At 70.8% G+C, this 18,935-nt stretch carries 14 protein-coding genes; 5 read left to right on the top strand and 9 right to left on the bottom strand.

All coding sequences use genetic code 11. From position 1 onward, the window contains the following. Window position 1: 1 nt before the first annotated feature. From VFE82_RS05090 to VFE82_RS05070, 5 genes are all read right to left on the bottom strand, one after another. Complete coding sequence (locus VFE82_RS05090) at window positions 2-751, bottom strand: amino acid ABC transporter ATP-binding protein (protein WP_324999160.1); 750 nt, start codon at window positions 749-751, stop codon at window positions 2-4. 4 nt (window positions 752-755) lie between these two features. Continuing rightward, a complete protein-coding gene (locus tag VFE82_RS05085; RefSeq protein WP_324999159.1) occupies window positions 756-1,595 on the bottom strand; it encodes a transporter substrate-binding domain-containing protein in 840 nt (279 codons plus the stop codon). A gap of 37 nt (window positions 1,596-1,632) precedes the next feature. Continuing rightward, window positions 1,633-3,114, bottom strand: coding sequence for a dihydropyrimidinase (gene hydA / locus VFE82_RS05080; protein ID WP_324999158.1), 1,482 nt, complete (start codon window positions 3,112-3,114; stop codon window positions 1,633-1,635). A gap of 2 nt (window positions 3,115-3,116) precedes the next feature. Further along, window positions 3,117-4,058, bottom strand: coding sequence for a dihydrodipicolinate synthase family protein (locus tag VFE82_RS05075; protein ID WP_324999157.1), 942 nt, complete (start codon window positions 4,056-4,058; stop codon window positions 3,117-3,119). An 89-nt stretch (window positions 4,059-4,147) separates the two neighbouring features. After that, window positions 4,148-5,089 carry a LysR substrate-binding domain-containing protein gene (locus VFE82_RS05070; protein WP_324999156.1) on the bottom strand — a complete coding sequence of 314 codons (942 nt, stop codon included), beginning with the start codon at window positions 5,087-5,089 and terminating at the stop codon, window positions 4,148-4,150. 94 nt (window positions 5,090-5,183) lie between these two features. Here VFE82_RS05070 and VFE82_RS05065 point away from each other — a divergent pair, with 94 nt between their 5' ends. The 3 genes from VFE82_RS05065 to VFE82_RS05055 are packed head-to-tail and all read left to right on the top strand — an operon-like array spanning window position 5,184 to window position 7,889. Next, on the top strand, window positions 5,184-5,864 hold the full coding sequence (locus tag VFE82_RS05065) for an aspartate/glutamate racemase family protein (RefSeq protein WP_324999155.1): 681 nt from the start codon (window positions 5,184-5,186) through the stop codon (window positions 5,862-5,864). Continuing rightward, window positions 5,857-7,275 carry an FAD-binding oxidoreductase gene (locus VFE82_RS05060; RefSeq protein WP_324999154.1) on the top strand — a complete coding sequence of 473 codons (1,419 nt, stop codon included), beginning with the start codon at window positions 5,857-5,859 and terminating at the stop codon, window positions 7,273-7,275. Before VFE82_RS05065 ends, VFE82_RS05060 begins: the two co-directional genes overlap by 8 nt. Further along, on the top strand, window positions 7,272-7,889 hold the full coding sequence (locus VFE82_RS05055; protein WP_324999153.1) for a flavin reductase family protein: 618 nt from the start codon (window positions 7,272-7,274) through the stop codon (window positions 7,887-7,889). The genes VFE82_RS05060 and VFE82_RS05055 overlap by 4 nt, the downstream gene beginning before the upstream one ends. A gap of 150 nt (window positions 7,890-8,039) precedes the next feature. Here VFE82_RS05055 and VFE82_RS05050 read toward each other — a convergent pair whose 3' ends face one another. The 4 genes from VFE82_RS05050 to VFE82_RS05035 all read right to left on the bottom strand — a co-directional run bounded on the left by VFE82_RS05050 (window position 8,040) and on the right by VFE82_RS05035 (window position 16,470). Beyond that, entirely contained in the window at window positions 8,040-11,057 is a 3,018-nt protein-coding gene (locus tag VFE82_RS05050) for an ATP-binding protein (protein ID WP_324999152.1), read from the bottom strand. 97 nt (window positions 11,058-11,154) lie between these two features. Further along, a complete protein-coding gene (locus tag VFE82_RS05045; protein ID WP_324999151.1) occupies window positions 11,155-14,505 on the bottom strand; it encodes a PAS domain-containing protein in 3,351 nt (1,116 codons plus the stop codon). Between the two features lie 95 nt (window positions 14,506-14,600). After that, window positions 14,601-15,356: an AAA family ATPase gene (locus VFE82_RS05040; RefSeq protein ID WP_324999150.1), complete on the bottom strand. Its 756-nt coding sequence runs from the start codon at window positions 15,354-15,356 to the stop codon at window positions 14,601-14,603. A gap of 139 nt (window positions 15,357-15,495) precedes the next feature. After that, entirely contained in the window at window positions 15,496-16,470 is a 975-nt protein-coding gene (locus VFE82_RS05035) for a LysR family transcriptional regulator (RefSeq protein ID WP_324999149.1), read from the bottom strand. Window positions 16,471-16,569: 99 nt separating this feature from the next. On the opposite strand from VFE82_RS05035, the gene VFE82_RS05030 reads away from it, so the two are divergent. Beyond that, complete coding sequence (locus VFE82_RS05030) at window positions 16,570-17,793, top strand: MFS transporter (RefSeq protein ID WP_324999148.1); 1,224 nt, start codon at window positions 16,570-16,572, stop codon at window positions 17,791-17,793. Between the two features lie 177 nt (window positions 17,794-17,970). Continuing rightward, window positions 17,971-18,912 (top strand): phosphate/phosphite/phosphonate ABC transporter substrate-binding protein, encoded by a 942-nt coding sequence (phnD, locus tag VFE82_RS05025; RefSeq protein WP_324999147.1) that lies wholly within the window; start codon window positions 17,971-17,973, stop codon window positions 18,910-18,912. The last annotated feature ends 23 nt before the right edge of the window (window positions 18,913-18,935 follow it).

Below are 18,935 nucleotides of genomic sequence, written 5' to 3'. Positions count from 1 at the left end.
CTCACGCCCCCTGCGCGTAGCGCGAGACGAAGGCGCGGGTGCGCTCCTGCCGCGGCGCATCGAAGATCTGCTGCGGCGGGCCCTCCTCGACGATGACGCCGCCATCCATGAAGACCACGCGGTCGGCCGCCGCGCGGGCAAAGCCCATCTCGTGCGTCACCACCAGCATCGTCATGCCCGCATCGCGCAGCTGCCGCATGACCTCCAGCACGCTGCCCACCAGCTCGGGGTCCAGCGCGCTGGTCGGTTCGTCGAACAGCACCACCTTGGGCTCCAGCGCGATCGCACGCGCGATGCCCACGCGCTGCTGCTGCCCGCCGGACAGCTGGCCCGGGTACGCGTCGGCCTTGCCCGCCAGGCCCACCCGCTCAAGCGCCGCGAGGCCGCGGCGACGGGCCTCCTCGCGCGCGTGTCCCTGCACCTTGCGCAGCGCCAGCGTCACGTTGTCCAGCGCGGTGAGGTGCGGGTACAGGTTGAACTGCTGGAACACCATGCCGATGCCCTGGCGGACCTTGTTGAGGTCGGTGTCGGCGCGCGTGATGTCAACGCCGTCCACCACCACCTGCCCGGCCCCCGGCTCCTCCAGCCGGTTGCAGCACCGCAGCATGGTGCTCTTGCCGGAGCCGGAAGGCCCGATCACGCACACCAGCTGTCCCGGCCGCACGCGCAGGTCGATGCCGCGCAGCACCGCGTTGTCCTGGTAGGACTTGTGCAGGCCGACGATCTCGAGGATGGGGGCGGACGACACCATCGCCTCAGGACTTGCAGGCAGGCCTGGCGGCGTTGGGGTCGTAGCCCTCCAGGCCCGGGACGCCCTGCCCCACGCCGACCTTGACTGCCGTGGCGTCGGGCGGCGGCGTCACGCCGAACCACTTGGTGGCGATCCTGGCCAGCGTACCGTCCGCCTTCATGCACTTGAGCGCGTTGCCGGCGGCGTCGCGGCCGGCCTTGTCGTCGAGCCGGAACGCCAGCGCCCACACCAGGCCGGTCTTGATCGTGTACGAGGTCTGCACCGCCGGGTTCTGCTTGGCGGCCCACGCGGCGACCGTGCTGCCGGCCAGGTTCGCGTCGGCGCGGCCGGACTGCACCGCCTGCACCGCGTCGGCATTGGTGCCGTACACGTCGTACTTGAAGCCGTACCTGGCCATGTTGTCGCGCGCCCAGTTCTCGTAGGCAGAGCCCTTGTTCACGGCGATGGTCTTGCCCTTGAGTTCTTCCAGCGCCGTCACCGCCACGCCCTTCTTGGTCACGAAGGTGTAGTCGGTGTCGAGGTAGCCCTCGGTGAACAGCATCGCCTTGGCCCGCTCGGGCGTGACGGTGACCGGTGCCAGGATGAAGTCGTACTTCTTCGCGTTCAGCCCGGGCACCAGGCCGGAGAACTCGGTCCCCTCGATCGTGATCCTGCGTCCCAGCCGGCGCGCGAGCTCCTCGCCCAGGTCGATGTTGAAGCCTTGCAGGCCGCCGTCCAGCCGGGTCATGGCATGCGGCGCGAACGTGGCGTCGACACCGGTGCGCAGGGCATCGCCCTGGGCGAAGGCGGACAGGCAGGCGAGGGAAGCCGCGGCAAGCAGCGCGAGGCGCCGGGTGAGGGACATGGGAGGCTCCTGGGTTGAAGGTGGATTCGGAACGGGATCAGAGCGTCGGCCAGGCCTTGCCTTGCAGGCCCAGCATCGCGGGGAGGCGGGAAGCAGGTGGCGTGCCTGCCGCGGGCAGCGTGGCCTCGGGACTGCGCCGGGCGATGTAGCGGCCCGAGCCCCGCGCCGCCAGCAGCCGGTCGCCTTCGACCACGACCCGGCCGCGGCTCATCACCAGCTCGGGCCAGCCGCGCAGGCGCCGGCCTTCGTACGGCGTGTAGCCGACGTTGTCGTGCAGCATGCCCGCCGAGACCGTCACCTCGCGGTCGGGGTTCCACAGGGCCAGATCGGCGTCCAGCCCCACCGCCAGGTTGCCCTTGCAGTGCGACAGCCCGTACATGCGGGCGTGGTTGGTGGCGGTGAGCGCGACGAACTCGTTGATCGTGATGCGGCCCTGCTGCACGCCCTCGGAGAACAGCAGCGGCAGCCGTAGCTCGATGCCGGGCACCCCGTTGGCCATCTCCTTGAAGGTGGTCGCCTCGCCGCGCGGCAGCTTGCCGCTGGCGTCGAACCGGTACGGTGCGTGGTCCGACGAGTACAGGCCGAGCGTGCCGTCCTTCAGGCCGGCCCAGACCGCCTCCTGCGAGCGCGCATCGCGCGGCGGCGGGCTGCAGCAGAACTTGGCGCCTTCGACACCGGGCAGGTCCAGGTCGTCGGCGGTGAGGAACAGGTACTGCGGGCAGCTCTCGGCGTAGACCTTGCTGCCCAGGCGCTGGGCCGACCGCACCAGCTGCACCGTCTCGGCACCGGCCACGTGCACCAGCAGCACCGGCACGTCGACCAGCCGCGACAGCGCGATGGCGCGGTGGCTCGCTTCCGTCTCGGCGATCGCATCGTGCGCCACGGCATGGAACTTCGGCGCGGTGTGCCCGCGCTCGAGCAGCCGCTGCGCGATCCAGCGGATCATGTCGTGGTTCTCGGCGTGGATCATCACCAGCGCGCCCTCGCGGCCGGCCAGCGCCAGCACGTCGAGCAGCTGGTAGTCGTCCAGCTTCAGCGCGTCGTAGGTCATGTAGACCTTGAACGAGCTGATGCCGTCGCGGATCGCCTGGGGCAGGTGCTGCGTGAGCGCCTCCTCGTCCGGGTCGGCCAGGATCAGGTGGAAACCGTAGTCGATCACGGCCTTCTCGCGCGCCCGTCGCGCGTAGTCGGCGACGACGTCCGGAATGCGCTTGCCCCGGTGCTGCGCGGCGAAGGGGATGATGGTGGTCGTCCCGCCGAAGGCCGCCGACACCGTGCCGGAGTAGAAGTCGTCCGCGCACATCCTGCCCATCCCGGACAGCTGCTCGATGTGCACGTGGCTGTCGATGCCACCGGGCAGCACCCAGCGGCCGGCGGCATCGATGTCGCGCGCCGCGGGCGGCAGGCGGCTGTCGATCGCCACGATCACGCCGTCCCGCACGCCGATGTCGGCCTGCAGCGTCTCGCGGTCGGTCGCGATGCGGCCGCCGCGGATGGTGACGTCGAAGGGCGCGGCCATGGTCAGCGGATCTGCAGCGGCGCGGCCGAGGTGATCGACAGGCCGACGCGTTCCACGGTGGCCTCCAGCTCGCGGGCGGTGACCGCGTCCAGGCGCATGCCGGGCGAGCGGATGAAGTCGCTGGCGAGCACGCCCCGGCGCTTGTACACGTACTTGCGCAGCGCCAGCCCGAGCCTGGGCTGGAACTCGTAGCGGATCAGCGGGCAGTAGCGGTCGAAGGTGGCCGCCGCGCCGGCATGGTCGCCCGTCGCGTACTGCTGGTAGATGCGCACCAGGATCTCCGGGAACGCGAAACCGGTCATGGTGCCCACGGCGCCGCGTTGCAGTTCCTCCAGGAAGTAGACGCCGCCCAATCCGCCGAACACGCGCATGCCGTCGCCGGCCAGCTCGCGGATGCGGGTGATCTTGGGGCCCACGGGCGGCTCTTCCATCTTGATCATGCGCACGCCGCCCTCGCGGCCGAGGCGGGCCACCAGCTCGGCCGACAGCTCGGTGCCGAACGAGGCCGGGAAATCGTGGATCACCACCGGGATCGGCAGCGCCGCCGCCAGCGCCCGGTAGTAGTCGAACTGCACGTTGTCGGACACGCCGTCCAGGGGTGCGGCGAACACCGCCACCGCCCCGAGCTCGGCCGCCTCCAGCGCCTGCTCGATGGTGCCGGCCAGTCCCAGGGCCCGCACGCCGACCCAGACCGGCACCCGTCCGGCTGCGGCCTCCACGAAGGCCGCGACCACCTGGCGCCGCTCGCCATTCGACAGCTTGTGCGCCTCGCCGAGGAATCCCAGGACCGCCAGGCCCGACACGCCGGCCGCCACCTGGAAGTCCACCAGCGGGGCGATGCTCGCCAGGTCGAGCGCGCCGTCGGTGCCGAAGGGTGTCGGGCAGATCGTGTAGACGCCGGTGGCATCCAGGGCCGGCACGCTCGGGGAAGTCGTCGTTTGCATGGGTTCATTGTTGTGAACCACGCCCGGCGTGTCGCGTGCCGATTTGTGCGGTCCGTATAACCGCGTGTTAAGGGCCCGGCCCCGGCCGGTCACGCGGCCAGTGCCAGCGGCGGCTCGTTGGCCGCCGGCGCGAACCCCTGGCTTCGCACCAGCTGGCGCAGCTGCGCGACGAACGCCTGGGTCAGCTGGGACGGCGGCTCGAAGCGCATGTGCACCAGATTGGCCTGCAGGATCGGCGCATTGGCCACCGGACGCACCACGATGTGGCTGTTCTGGCCGGCCCAGCTGCGCACGGAGAACTCGTCGACCAGCGCGACACCCGCGCCCATCTGCACCATGGCGCAGGCGTTCTGCGGCGAGCCGACCTCGATGCTGGCGGCCAGCGGCTCACCGGCTTCCTGGTACAGCCGCTCCAGGATGCCGCCGAACGGCGTGCTCCTGTCGTAGGCGACCAGGGGAAACGGGCGCAGATCGGCCAGCGTGAGCGTGGCGCGGCGCGTCAGCTCGTGGTTGTAGGGCAGGATGCAGACCAGGCGGTTGCGGCACAGCGGCGTGAGCTCCAGGTTCGGATGCTCCATCGGCAGGATGATCACGCCCAGGTCCGCCTGGCGCTGCAGCAGGCGCTCCTTCAGGTGGGGATACGCCATGCACTGGAACGTGACCTTCACGTCGGGGTGGCGCGACTTGAACAGCGCCACCGCCTCCGGGATCAGCATCTGGCCGACGCTCGGGCTGGACACGATGTTCAGGATGCCCGAGCGGTTGCGCGAGAGGTCGCCGGCCAGGTCGTTGACCCGCTGGACCGCCTGGTACACCGCCTCGACCTCGTGGAACAGCTTCTTGGCTTCGGGCGTCGCGTAGAGGCGGCCCTTGATGCGCTCGAACAGCGCGAAGCCGACCCGCTGCTCGGTGTGCGACAGCAGGCGGCTGACCGCCGGCTGCGAGACGAACAGCAGTTGCGAGGCGCCGCTGATGGACCCGGTGGTCATCACGGCACGGAAGATCTCGATCTGGCGCAGGTTGAGCGTCATGGCGGCTCCTGGTGCTGGCGCCCTTAACACGAGGTTAAGGGTCCCGCACGAATGAGCAAGAGCCGTGCCGCCCGATGCGGCCTAGAGTCGCCCCATGACAGCGACCCTCTTCGTGATCAACCCGAACAGCACGCGCAGCGTGACCGCCGGCATCGACGCGGCCGTCACGCCGCTGCGCACGCCAGGAGCGCCGGCCATCGAGTGCCTGACGCTGGCGTCGGGGCCGCCCGGCATCCAGACCCAGCGCGACGTCGAATCGGTGACCCTGCCCCTGGTGCAACTGGCCACCTCGCTGCAGGCGCGCGCGGCGGCCCTGGTGATCGCGTGCTTCAGCGACCCCGGCCTGCACGCGGTGCGCGAGGCGGTGCCGGGCACCCCGGTGCTGGGCATCATGGAATGCGGGCTGCTCACGGCGCTCACGCTGGGCCAGCGTTTCGGCGTGATCGCGATCCTGCCGACGTCGATCCCCCGCCACCTGCGCGCCTACGGCGCGATGGGACTGAACGGCCGCTTCGCCGGCGAACTGGCGATCGGCCTGGGCGTGACCGAGCTGGGCAACGCCGACGTGACGCTGTCGCGGATGGTGGCCACCGGCCGTCGGCTGCGCGAGGAGCACGCGGCCGACGTGCTGGTGATGGGCTGCGCCGGCATGGCGGCCTACCGCGACGCACTGCAGGATGCCGTCGGCGTGCCGGTCGTGGAGCCGACCCAGGCCGCCGTCGCCATGGCCATCGGCAGGGCGCAGCTCGGCTGGGAGGCGGTGCGCCGTGGCTGACCGCGATCCGGAAGGACTGGTGCGCCGCCTGCGCGACGTCGTCGGGCCGGCGGGTGTGGTGACGGACCCTGGGGCGCAGGCATCCTACACCCGCGACTGGCTGGGCAAGTGGCAGGGGCGCGTGCCGGTGGTCGTCCGCCCGGGGAACACGCAGGAAACCGCCGCCGTCGTGCGCCTGTGCCGGGAGGCGCACACGCCGATCGTCCCGCAGGGCGGCAACACGGGCATGAGCGGGGGCGCCACGCCGGATGCCAGTGGCGCACAGGTGATCGTCTCCACCACGCGCCTGCAGCAGGTCCGCGCCGTGGATCCCGTCAACAACACCATGACGGTCGAGGCCGGCGTGGTGCTGGCGCAGGCACAGGACGCGGCGCGCGGCGCCGGCCGCTTCTTTCCCCTGAGTCTCGGAGCCGAGGGCAGCTGCACCGTCGGCGGCAACCTGGCCACCAACGCCGGTGGCATCGCGGTGCTGCGCTACGGCAACATGCGCGACCTGGTGCTGGGGCTGGAGGTCGTCCTGCCCGACGGCCGCATCTGGAACGGGCTGCGCGGGCTGCGCAAGGACAACACCGGCTACGACCTGCGCGGCCTGTTCGTCGGTTCCGAGGGCACGCTGGGCATCATCACCGCCGCCGTGCTCAAGCTCTTCCCGCAGGCGGCCGCGCGGGCGACGGCATGGGTGGGCGCCGCCTCGCTCGAAGCGTTGCTGGCGTTGCTGCAGCAGGCGCGTGCCCGTTGCGGCGAGCGGCTCGTGGCCTTCGAGATGATGACCGATGCCGCGCTGCAGCTGGTGCTGCGGCACGTGGCCGACACCCGGGCTCCGGTCGCCGGCGCGCCGCCGTTCCACGCGCTGGTGGAACTGGCCGACACCGAACCGTCCGGCCTGGCCGACGCGCTGGAGCAGGTGCTGGCCGGCGCGATGGACGCGGGCCTGGTCGGCGAGGCGGTGATCGCCGCCAGCCAGTCCCAGGCGCAGGCGCTGTGGAAGCTGCGCGAGGGCATCTCGCAGGCGCAGGTGCGCGCCGGCCCGGTGGTCAAGCACGACATCGCCCTGCCGATCACCGTCCTGCCCGCCTTCTGCGGCGAGGCCCAGGCCGCCGTCGCCAGGACCGGGCTGGACACGCAGGTCATCAACTTCGGCCACCTCGGCGACGGCAACCTGCACTACAACGTGTTGCTGCCGGCGGGCCTGCCGCCCGACGCGGTGAAGGACGCGACGGCGCGCCTGAACCGGGCCGTGCACGACCTGGTGGTGCGCCACACCGGCAGCATCAGCGCGGAGCACGGCGTCGGCCAGCTGCGCCGCGACGAGCTGCGGCACTACAAGTCGCCGGTGGAGATGGACCTGATGCTGGCCATCAAGCGGGCGCTGGACCCGAACCTGATCATGAACCCGGGCAAGCTGCTGTGAGGATCGACTTCGCCGATCTCGCGCCCGCGCAGCGCTACCGGCTGCTGGCCGCCACCGTGACACCGCGCCCGATCGCGCTGGTCAGCACCTGGTCGGCGCACGGCGGGGACAACGCCGCGCCCTACAGCTTCTTCAACGTGATGGGCGAGGACCCGCCGGCCTTGGTGCTGGGGCTGGAAGCCACGCGCGGCACCGGCACGCTCAAGGACACCACCATCAACATCCGTGACCAGGGCGAGTTCGTGGTGCACATGGTCGACGAGCCGCTGGCCGACGCGATGAACCTGTGCGCCTTGCCGTTCCCGCCCGGCACCAGCGAGGCCGCACTCGCGGGCCTGGCGCTGGTGCCGTCCAGCCTGGTGCGGCCACGCCGCATCGCGGCGGCGCCGGTGGCGTTCGAGTGCGAGCGGCTGGACCTGCTGCCGCTCGGACCGAACCGCTTCATCGCGGTCGGCAAGGTGCTGGCGATGCACGTGCGCGACGGCCTGATGGATCCGGCCACGCAGCGCATCGACACGGATCTCTACCAGCCGGTGGGCCGGCTGTGCACCCCGTTCTACACCCGCACGCGCGACCGCTTCGCCCTCGAGGTGCCGCCGCTGCCGGGCGCCTGAACGCGCGGGCGGCAGCCAGGCGAGGGTCTCCCCCGCCGTCGACGACCGAAGGGAAGTTCCGCGGCCTCGTCGGTCCGGGCTGGCAGGCGGTGATCTGCAGGCGCCGGTTCGCCGCTGCACGGTCGCGCATTCCCGCGCGGCGGAGTGGCGCTAGCTCGAACGCGCCGACTGCCGTGCACTGCGCGCGAGGATCTCGATCAGCGACTGCGGCTCGACGGGCTTGACCAGGTGGTGGTCGAAGCCCGCCGATGCGGAGCTTGCCCGGTCGGCGGGCTGTCCGTAGCCGCTCAACGCGATCAGGGTCCCCACCCGCAAGCCGCGGGTGCGGATGGTTGCGGCCAGCGCGTACCCGCTCATGTCGGGCAATCCGATGTCGAGGACCGCCGCATCGAACGATCCGGCGCACATCAGGTCCAGCCCCTCACGGGCCGTGTAGACGCACTGCACCCGGTGGCCGACGCCACGCAGGAGCGCGGCCAGGGTGTCGGCGGCATCCTGGTTGTCGTCCACCACCACGACATCGAGGAGGCGGGCGGGCACATCCACAGACGCGACTGCAGCGGCCGCACCGGCCTGCGGCGGCGGCGGCGCGACGGGCAGGTCGACGACGAAGCGGCTTCCGCGGCCCGGGCCTTCGCTGTGGGCGCTCACGCGGCCGCCTTGCAGCGCCACGAGCCCGCGGACCACCGCCAACCCCAGCCCCAGCCCGCCTCCCGACCGGTGAGATCCGCGCTCTGCCTGCGTGAAAGGCTCGAACACGCGGGGAAGAAGCTCTGCCGAGATTCCCTGGCCGTTGTCCGCAACCTCGATGTGCACCTGGTCCCCGGACCTGCGCACATCGACCCGGATGGTGGACTGCGGGGGCGAGTACTTGGCGGCGTTGTCCAGCAGGTTCGCCACCACCTGCGTCAGGCGCAGCGAACTGCCCATCACCTCGAGGTCCGCGTCGAACGGTCCGGCATGCACGTGGTGGCGCCGGGCTTCCAGCAAGGGGCGCACCTGCTCCATCGCACCTGCCACGACGGCGGCGATGTTGACGCGCTCCGGCTCGATGGTGATCAGTCCCCTGGTGATGCGGGAGACGTCCAGCAGGTCGCTGAGCAGGCCGCTCATGTGGGTGACCTGGCGCGCGATGATCTCGCTGGCTCGCGCCAGCTGCGGCTCGTCGCTTCGCAGGCGCCTGAGCAACTCCGCCGCGGTGCGGATGGGGGCCAGCGGATTGCGCAGTTCATGGGCGAGCATCGCCAGGAACTCGTCCTTGCGGCGGTCGGCTTCGCGCAGCTCGTCTTCGGCCTTCTTCAGGCTGGAGACATCCGTGTTCGTGCCGAACCATTGCACGATCGCACCCGAGGCGTCTCTCAATGGAACCACCCGCGTGAAGAACGGCCGGAACACGCCGTCCCTGCCGCGCAGCGGCACGAAGGGCATCTCGAAAGGCTCTCCCGTCAGGAGCGACTCGCGCCAGCGCCGCACCACCTCGGGCAGCGTGTCGGGCTGATGCACCCGCTGCCAACCCAGGCCCCTCATCTCGTCCGGCGTGCTGCCGGTGTAGTCGTACCAGCGGTCGTTGTACCAGGTGATGTCGCCCCCCGGGTCCGCCATCCACGCCAGGTTCGGGATGGTGTTGGCCAGCTGGCGCAGCCGCTCCTCGTTCTGCCGCAGCGCCATTTCGGTGGTGACCCGCTCCGTCACGTCGGCCGCAGTTCCGACGATCACCGGCTCTGGACCGCCCTGCGGCTGCGACCGGCCGGTGAACTCGACCCACCTCAGGCGGCCATCGCGCAGCCGGATGCGGCCGCGGAAGTGGAACGGCTCCTGGCGCTCGAGTGTCTTCTGCACCGACGCAGCGAACACCGGGGCATCGTCGGGGTGCACGAACTCCGCAACGAACCTGGCCGCGGTGATCGGCGGCTCGTCTTCAGTGATGCCGAAGATCCTGTAGGGCAGGTCGTTGTGCCACTCCACCTCGTCACTCGTCGCTCGCCAGGTGAACAGGCCCAGTCCGCTGGTCTCGGTGGCGAGGTGGAGCCGCTCGTTGCTGCGTCGCAGCGCCTGAGCGGCTGCTTCGGCCTCGGCACGCCGGCCCTCCAGCGCCCGGTTGGCCTCGCCGATGCGCTGGTCGGCCGCCCGCAAGCCGGCCAGCACCTGGTCGGTCTCCAGCAGACCCGTGGGTGCGGCATCGAGCACGCGCCCCGAGCCGACCGCCTCGGACGCCGCCTTCAAGCGCTCCACGGGCTGGAGCAGACGGCGGCCGATGAGAACGGCTGCCAGGAGGGCACAGGCCACGAGCACGGCCGCGAGTGCGCCGAAGGCTGCGATGACGCGCAACGGCGCGGTTGCGGCGCTGAGTGGCACGCCGACGACGACGGACCAGCCGTAGTTGGGCGACCTGCTGAACGTCGCCCGGATCGGATGGCCGTCGATGCTGCGGGAGACGAAGCTGCCTTCCGCAAGCCGGGCCATCTGCGAGCGAAGTCGCTCGCTTGCGGGCTTGCCCACGAACTTCTCGGCCCCGACGTTCCTGGCCACCAGCACGCCCTTGGCATCCAGGATGGACGCCACCCAGCCATCGGCCACGCGCTGGTCCTGCAGGATCGACTGCAGGGCCGATGCGAACCCAGCCAGCGACAGGTAGTACACCGGCCGACCGTCGCGGATGACCGGCACCTGCACGGCAAAGCTGTATTGCTGGCCGAAGGGTGCGAAGTACAGGTTGGAGACAAGCGTGGCCTGCGGGTCGATCGCCGCGCGCTCGGCCGCGACGTTCGACACCTTGGGCAGGGGAGAACCGAAGGGCACGCGGGTGTTCACGAGCTGCGTGCCGTCCAGGGCGTGCAGCACCACCACCTTGTCCCGCGTCGGGGCGATCTGGCTCGCGTACTCGTGGAAGGCCCGCAGGTCGCCACGTGTCAGCGTGGGCGAGCCCGCCAGGGTCAGCGCGATCGCCTCGCGGCGTGCGATCTCCCTGTCGACCACGAGCGCCAGCGCGCGCGTGGTGTCCTTCAGCCGCGCGTGGAAAGCTTCCTGCTCCTCCGAGTAGGCATAGAGCAGCGTCGCGATGGCGGCAATCAACGTGGGCAGGACCGCGGCGGCCATCAAGGCCACGAGCCACCGGCGGACGGTCGGGCTGGACTTGTCCCCGGTACGGTCGGCCGAGCTCGGGTTCAATCGAAGCTCCAGGTCCGGGCCATGCGCAAGGCCAGGAGATCTTGGGCGGGCAGCATCAGCTCGGGCATCGGGCATCGGGCATCGGGCATCGGGCTCCTCACGATGCCGCCACGCGCGGCGGCTGTGCCAGGTCGTACACCCGGCGAACGAGTTCGTGGGGCTCGACCGGCTTGGAGAGGTAGAGGTTGAAGCCTGCCCCCAGCGCGCGCTCACGGTCTTCAGGCCGGGCGAAGGCGGTCAGTGCGATCGCCGGAATGCCAGCCACCGAGGCATCCGCAGCCCGGCGCACCCGGCGCATCAGCTCGTAGCCATCCATGCCCGCCATGCCGATGTCGGAGATGAGCAGTCGTGGCGGCTCGCGCGTGAGCGCCTCCAGAGCCTGCTGCGCGCTGGCCACGGCCACCACGTGGGCACCCGCGTCGCCCAGCACGCGCGCCAGCAGTTCCAGCACGTCGGGCTCATCATCCACCACCAGGACCGTCACACCCTGCAGTGCCACGTCATCGGACAGGATCGGCGCTGCCGGTGCCACGGGCAGGGTTGCGCCGACGTGCGCGGGCAACACCACCGTGAAGGTCGCGCCAAGGCCCTCGCCGGGGCTGTGCGCGCGCACGGTCCCTCCATGGAGCTCACCCAGATGGCGCACGATGGCCAGGCCCAGTCCGAGTCCTCCGAACTTGCGTGTCGTGGAGCCGTCGGCCTGCCGGAAGCGCTCGAAGACATGGGGCAGGAATTCCGGCGCGATGCCCACGCCGCGGTCCTGGACCTCGATGGTGGCGAGCCTGTCGTCGCCACCCAGCAGCACCGACACCTCGCTGCCGGCCGGACTGAACTTGACCGCGTTCGAAAGCAGGTTCCACACGACCTGCTGCATGCGCGCGCCGTCCACCAGGACGGCGGGCACCGTCTCGGCGACCGTGAGCGCCACCTTGACGCGCGACGTCTCGGCAAGCGGCCGGATGGAATCGATGGCGGCCTGCACGAAGACGATCGGGTGCATCGGCTGCAGGTCCAGCCGCAGCTTGCCCGAGGTGATGCGGCTCATGTCCAGCAGATCCTCGATCAGCTGCGTCTGCACCCGGGTGCTGCGCTCGATGACATCGATGCCCTTGGCCACGGCCGGGTCGCTGCCGACCTTGCGGCGCAGGATGTGCGCCCAGCCGAGCATCGCGCTGAGCGGCGTGCGAAGTTCGTGCGACAGCGTGGCGAGGAACTCGTCCTTCAACTTGCTCGCGCGTTCGGCCTCCGCCCGCGCTGCGCGCTCGCTCTCGAGCAGCTGGGTGCGCTCCTGGGCTGCGCGCTGGGCCTGCGCATACAGGCGCGCGTTGTCGATGGCGACACCTGCCTGGGAGGCGACCCCCACGGCCAGCCGTTCGCTGCGGTCGCTGAACACGCCGGGTTCGGGATGGCCGAGGAACAGACCGCCGACGACATCGCCGCCGCGGGAGAGCACCGAGACGGCCAGGTAGCTGCGCACCGGCAGGTGGCCCTGCGGCATTCCGTGGTGCGGGCCGAGCCGGCCGTAACGTGGATCCTGCAGCACATCGTGCAGCCGGATCGGCGGACCGCCGCGGAAGGTCGGCTCGAACACCGGCGTGGCACGCGGATGCCCGAACTTCTCGAAGGCCGAGCGAGGTGCCCCCGAGAGCGTGAACAGCATGTAGGCGTCACCCTGCGCGTCCCTGCCGTTGTAGAAGAACGCGCCGAACCGGGCACCGGTGAGCTTCGTCGCCGCGTCGGTCACGCGTTGCAGCAGGACCTCCAGGTCGAGCTCTCCGGCGAGCAAGGCGGCGGTCTGGTTGAGCAGATCCAGCATTTCGGCTTCGCTCTGCGCGCGCTCCTGCTCGCGCTTGCGTTCGCTGATGTCCACCGACGCCCCGATCAGCCCGACCACCTGGCCCGTCGCATCGAACAGCGGCGCCTTCGTGGACAGCCAGTAGGCCGGCGTGCCGTCCGGGAGAGGCACCTTCTCCTCGAACTGCTGCGCCTGTCCCGACGCCATGATCCGCCGGTCGTTGGCCATCACGGCGTGCGCGAGTTCCTGGTCCTGCAGGAACTCGGCGTCCGTCTTGCCGATGAAGAACTCCGGCGGCTTGCCGATCAACTGCGCCGTTCCCTTGTTGGCCAACAGCATCCGGCCTTGCAGATCCTTGGCGTAGACGACGCCCGGGACCGCCTCGATGAACGTGCGCAGCATGGCCGTGGCCTGGTCCCGCTCGCGCTCGGCCTGGCGCCGGTCCTCGATGTCCAGCAGCACGCCGGGAAAGCGGATCGGCCGCCCGCCGGCGTCGAGTTCGCAGCGGCCGCTCGCCTCGATCAGGTGGTAGCGGCCATCGTGCTGAAGCACCCGGTAGTCGCAGCGGTAGTTCCCGCCCTGCCGCAGCGCCCGATCGGTCGCCTGTCGCACGCGGTCGCGCTCGTCCGGATGGATCGATTCGAAGATCCTGTCCACCGGCAGGCCCGTGCGGCAGTCCTCGGCATCCAGCCCGAAGGCCCGCGCGAAGCGCTCGTCGGCCACCAAGCGATCGGCTTGGGGGTCCCAGACCCAGGTCCCGACGATGGCGCCGGCTTCCAGCGCAAGCTGCACGCGCTCTGCCGACTCGGCGGCCTGCTGCGCCACCTCGTGGCGGGCGGTGACATCGCGAAAGAAGACGGCCAGCCCGTCCACCGTGGGATACGCGCGCACGTCGATCCAGGTCTCGCGGCCGTCAGGCCATGCGTAGAGGTGCTCCAGGGTGCCCGGAGTGCCGTCGGCCATGGCCCGGATGTACAGCCGGCCGATCTCCAGTTCTTCGCTGCCGGGAAACAGCTCCCAGTGGCTGCGGCCGACCATCTCCTCGCGCTCGCGTCCGCTGAGGCGCAGTGCGTAGTCGTTGATGTCCGTCACCCGGAATCCGCGGTCCATGAGAACGAATCCCTCGTCCATGTTGGAGAGGACCCGACGGTAACGCGCCTCGCTGGCGCGCAGCTCCCGCAGGACGAGCACCTCGTTGGTCCTCTCGCTGACGGCACAGAAGAACCCGGCCACCTGGCCGTCGTCGCCCAGGATGGGTGAATAGGAGAACGAGAAGTGCGCCTCCTCCGGATGGCCCTTGCGATGCAGCACGAGCGCGATGTCGTCCATCTGCACCGCTTCGCCGGCGTAGGCACGAGCGACCAGCGGGGCGATGTCGTTCCGGATCTCGTACCAGGCATCCAGGAAGTCACGTCCGAGGGCTGCGGGATGCTTGAGTCCCAGGATGCTCGTGTAGACGTCGTTGTACAGGTAGGTCCTGTGCGGTCCCCAGACGATGAACATCGGCTGGCTCGACGCGAGCATGAGTTGCACCAGCGTCTTGAGCGCAGCGGGCCACCCGTGCGGCTCACCCAGCGGCGTGGCCGACCAGGGATGTGCGCGCATGAGGGCGCCGACGGCACCGCCGCCGGCAAGAAAGTAGGGATTGGACATGGAACAGGCGCGCGCGGTGCCGCACGGAACCGCCGAGTGTCGCAGCACGAGCCCATCCACAACGTAGGATGCCGCCTACACGCGGCCCCGCGCCGTCAGGTGCCCCGGGAATCGGAATCGTCGTCGGCCAGCAGCTGCTGCAGTCGGCGCGGGTAGTGGTCCAGGAAGTCCTTGGTCACCGCGAAGTGCTCGGTGTCCTCGAAGGCGACCTCGCTGACGCCCGAGCGGTCGAACTGGATGATCCGCGCATGCGGGTAGGCCAGCAGGATCGGCGAGTGCGTCGCGATGATGAACTGCGACGCGTCTTCCACCAGCTGGTGGATGGCATGCAGCGCCGCCAGCTGCCGGTTGGGGGACAGGGCGGCTTCGGGCTCGTCCAGCAGGTAGATCCCGTCGCCGCGCAGCTTGTTCGTCAGCACCGCCATGAAGGACTCGCCATGCGACTGGCGGTGGAGCGAGCGGCCGCCGTACCCCTGCAGGTATCCGGTCTCGTCCATGTAGGTCGCGAGGTTGAAGAAGCTCTCGGCCCGCAGGAAGTAGCCGTCCTTCGGCTTGGGGACACCGCGCGCCAGGCGCAGCACGTCGTGCAGCGGCGACACCGAATCGGCCGTCTGGAACCGCACGTTCCGCGTGCCGCCTTCGCTGCCGAAACCGAGCGCCAGCGCCAGGCCCTCCAGCACCGTCGACTTGCCGGTGCCGTTCTCGCCGACGAAGAAGGTCACGTTGGGGTGGAAGTCGACATTGCCCAGCTCGCGCACCGCCGGGATGTCGAACGGATGGACGTCGACGTCGATCGCGACGTCAGGACGGAAGGTCGCGCGGATCAGGTAGGGCTTGGTGCGCTTGGGCATGCGGGTTCCTGCGACTTCTGGGTGACGGCCGGCCGATGCCGGGAGCCGGCATGTGCGGCCAGCGGCTGCGTCCGCGCACACATGCTAGATGGCATCCGGCGCAGGTCGCCGGGGGGCGGGCGCGTGTGGCGCGGCGGGCTCAGGCCTCCACGATCCTCGGCACTGCCGCCCGCATGGCCGCGACGAACTGCAGCAGCCGCGACGGGTAGTGCGGGGCGTGCGGATAGGTGATCCAGGTCGGCAGCGGCGCCGGCTGCCAGTCGGCCGCCAGCTGCACGAGGTCGCCCCGTGCGATGTCGCCCGCCAGCAGCCATGCCGACCCCGCGCACACCCCGAGGCCATGCAACGCCGCGCTGCGCAGCGCGTAGAGGCTGTCGGTGCTGACGCGCGGCTGCATCCGCACGCTGCGGGTCTCGCCGCTGACCGCGTGCGTGAGCACGAGCTCGTCACGGTAGTAGGTGCGCAGCGCCAGCCAGGGGAGCGCACCGAGGGCTTCGGGATCCTGCGGCACCGCACGCCCGGCCAGCAGGGACGGCGCGGCGACCACGATGCGCTCCACCGCGGCGAGCCGGACCGCGACCACCCCCGGATCGGTCGGATGGCCAACCTGGATGGCGCAGTCGATGCCGCGCGACAGGGAGTCCGACACGTCGTCCATGAGCAGCCACTCGACCGTGATGCGGGGATGGGCCTGCAGGAAGGCGGCCAGCGGCGCGACGAACTTGTCCTGGCCGAAGGCATGCGGCACCGCGACCCGCAGCAGTCCCTGCGGTTCGGCGCTGGCCCGGCCGATGTCCGCCTCGAAGGCGGCCCAATGCGCCAGGAGGGTCCGCGCCCGTTCGTAGCAGCGCTCGCCGTCCAGGGTCAGCCGCATGGCGTGCGTGGACCGCTGCAGCAGCTGCACGCCCAGGCTCGTCTCCAGCGTGCGCAGCCGGCGGCTGATGGTGGGCTGCGTGGTGCGCAGCAGCGGAGCGGCGGCAGACAGGCTGCCGGCCTCGACGATGCGCACGAACGTCTCGAGGAGGGCGATCCGGTCGGCCGCCAGCCCGGCCGGGGCGTCGGCCAGGAGCGCCTCGGGCGGCAGGAGACGCTGGTTGGGGGAAGAAGTGTCCATGCACGAAGCGTATAGCCGTTGTGTGGTCCAGGCACGTTCCGTCTGCACGATCGCGCAGGCACAGTCTCGGCTCGACGCGACAACCTCAGGACTTCCACGATGACCGACATCCCTCTGGCGCATGACCAGGCGATCGCCACCACCCCTTCGCAGCCCAGCCGTGCGCTGATGCTGCTGCTCGCCGCCGGCGCCGGCCTCTCGGTCGCGTCCATCTACTACGCCCAGCCGCTCCTGGGCGTGGTGGCCGCGGACCTGGCCGCGCCGCCCTGGCTGGTCGGCTGGATCCCGACCGCCACCCAGCTGGGCTATGCGGCCGGGCTGCTGTTCCTCGGTCCGCTGGCCGACCGCTTCGACCGGCGCCGCGTGATCCTGGCCAAGGCCCTCGCCCTGGTCGTCGCGCTGCTGCTCGCCGCCGCGGCGCCTTCCGTCCATGCACTGCTGGCGGCCAGCGCCCTGATCGGCATCACGGCCACCCTGGCGCAGGACTTCGTGCCGGCCGCCGCCGCACTGGCCCCGGCGTCCAGCCGTGGCCGGCTGGTCGGGACGGTGATGACGGGGCTCCTGCTGGGCATCCTGCTGTCGCGCGTGCTCAGCGGCCTGGTGGCCGAGCAGTTCGGCTGGCGTGCGATGTTCGTTGCAGCGGCACTGGCGGTGGCCGCCATCGGCGGCGCGTCCTGGCGATCGCTGCCCGCCTTCCCGCCGAGCGCGACCCTGGGCTATGGCGCGCTGCTGCGGTCGCTGGGAACGGTCTGGCGGCAGCACCCGGCGCTGCGCCGCGCCGCCGTCGCGCAGGGCCTGCTGGGGCTGGGCTTCAGCGCGTTCTGGTCGACCCTTGCGGTGATGCTGCACGGCAGCCCGTTCCACCTGGGCAGCGCCGCCGCTGGCGCGTTCGGCCTGGCCGGCGCGGCCGGCGCGCTGGCGGCGCCCTTCGCGGGCCGCGCCGCCGATCGGCGCGGGCCGCTGCACGTGGTGCGCCTGGCCGCCGCCGTGGCCGCCGCCGCCTTCCTCGCGATGGGTGCCGGCAGCGCGTTGCCGCCCACCTGGCAGCTGGTGCTGCTGGCGGTCGGCACGGTGGTCTTCGACCTGGGCGTGCAAGGCGCGCTGATCGCCCACCAGACCATCGTGTACGGCCTGGACGCCGCCGCGCGCAGCCGGCTCAACGTGGTGCTGATGACCGTGATGTTCCTGGGCATGGCGGCCGGCTCCGGCCTCGGAAGCCTGTTGCTCGCCCACGGGGGCTGGACCGCCGTGATGGTGCTGGCGGCCGTGTCGGCGATCGCAGCGCTCGGGGTGCAGGCGCGCCCGGGAGCCGCCCGGGCCTGAGCAACCGCCGGAGGCGTGCCGGCGCGGCGACTCTCACGCGCCAGAGCACTCGCGTTGCGCCGTGGACCGCTCACGCCAACGCGCCACGGACGGCTTGCGGCCCGTCCGCCGCTGGAGTCTGCAGACGAGTTGAGGCATCATGCGCCGGCACCCATTTACATTTTGAGAGGTCTTACGATGAAAGTAGTCAGTTCGTTCGTGTTGCTCGCTTGCGCGGCCGCCGCCTGCGGCGCCCTGGCGCAAGGCACGACGACCCCGGCGCCGGCGGGCAAGGGCCACGGCGCGGGCTCGCAACGCTTCCCGATGGTCCTGGCCATGCCCAAGACCTATGGCAAGACGGAAACGATGGGCATCTGGGGTGGCTACTTCTCGCACCTGAGCCAATGCGCGAACGTCAGCCTGCGCAACCAGCTGGGCGAATCGCTCGACCAGTCGACCAACGTCGACACCCTGGCCGAAAAGGACCTGATCGACGTGGTCAGGACCGGCAAGGCGCACCTGGCCCAGGTGAACCCCGGCCTGGTGCCGCAGCTGGTGGCCGCCGGCCAGCCGGCGCCGTTCGCGGTGCCCGGCAACAAGGCGAGCAGCAAGCCCAACTCGTACCACCTGATCCTGATCGCGCGGACGGACTCGCCCTACCGCAAGCCGGCCGACCTCGCCGGCAAGAAGATCGCGCACACCACCCCCACCTCCAACTCCGGCAACCTGGCGCCCCGCGCGCTGTTCCCGGCGATCGGCCTGGTGCCCGAGAAGAACTACGAAGTGGTGTTCTCCGGCGGCCACGAGCGCTCGGCCATCGGGGTGATGCACGGCTTCTACGACGGCGCCGCCGTTGCCAGCGACCTGTTCCAGCGCATGGTGGTCAAGGGCGACGTGCGCATGTCGAGCGTGCGCGTGCTGTGGGAAAGCCCGCCGTTCATGACCGAGAGCTGGATCATGACCAAGGAAGTCCCGGACGACGTGCAGGCCCGCGTGCGCAGCTGCACCTTCAGCTACCAGTTCTCGCCCAACCTGAAAAAGCTGCTGCCCGGCAACGACGTGTTCCTGCCGGTCAAGTACGAGCGCGATTTCGCAACCGTGCTCGAGGTCTACAACAAGAGCCAGGCCGCGGCCAAGTGAGGCTTGCGGCGCGCCCGCCCCGC

Origin of the sequence: Ramlibacter sp. (assembly GCF_035655895.1) — a bacterium.
GTDB lineage: Bacteria > Pseudomonadota > Gammaproteobacteria > Burkholderiales > Burkholderiaceae_C > Ramlibacter.
This window is presented reverse-complemented; position numbering and strand designations above follow the sequence as displayed.

What these genes read in the sequence shown, in the direction of transcription:
- VFE82_RS05090 (WP_324999160.1), bottom strand. Translation starts at nt 751, where the DNA reads ATGGTGTCGTCCGCCCCCATCCTCGAGATCGTCGGCCTGCACAAGTCC.
- phnD (WP_324999147.1), top strand. Translation starts at nt 17,971, where the DNA reads ATGAAAGTAGTCAGTTCGTTCGTGTTGCTCGCTTGCGCGGCCGCCGCC.
- hydA (WP_324999158.1), bottom strand. Translation starts at nt 3,114, where the DNA reads ATGGCCGCGCCCTTCGACGTCACCATCCGCGGCGGCCGCATCGCGACC.
- VFE82_RS05085 (WP_324999159.1), bottom strand. Translation starts at nt 1,595, where the DNA reads ATGTCCCTCACCCGGCGCCTCGCGCTGCTTGCCGCGGCTTCCCTCGCC.
- VFE82_RS05075 (WP_324999157.1), bottom strand. Translation starts at nt 4,058, where the DNA reads ATGCAAACGACGACTTCCCCGAGCGTGCCGGCCCTGGATGCCACCGGC.
- VFE82_RS05030 (WP_324999148.1), top strand. Translation starts at nt 16,570, where the DNA reads ATGACCGACATCCCTCTGGCGCATGACCAGGCGATCGCCACCACCCCT.
- VFE82_RS05065 (WP_324999155.1), top strand. Translation starts at nt 5,184, where the DNA reads ATGACAGCGACCCTCTTCGTGATCAACCCGAACAGCACGCGCAGCGTG.
- VFE82_RS05040 (WP_324999150.1), bottom strand. Translation starts at nt 15,356, where the DNA reads ATGCCCAAGCGCACCAAGCCCTACCTGATCCGCGCGACCTTCCGTCCT.
- VFE82_RS05035 (WP_324999149.1), bottom strand. Translation starts at nt 16,470, where the DNA reads ATGGACACTTCTTCCCCCAACCAGCGTCTCCTGCCGCCCGAGGCGCTC.
- VFE82_RS05045 (WP_324999151.1), bottom strand. Translation starts at nt 14,505, where the DNA reads ATGTCCAATCCCTACTTTCTTGCCGGCGGCGGTGCCGTCGGCGCCCTC.
- VFE82_RS05070 (WP_324999156.1), bottom strand. Translation starts at nt 5,089, where the DNA reads ATGACGCTCAACCTGCGCCAGATCGAGATCTTCCGTGCCGTGATGACC.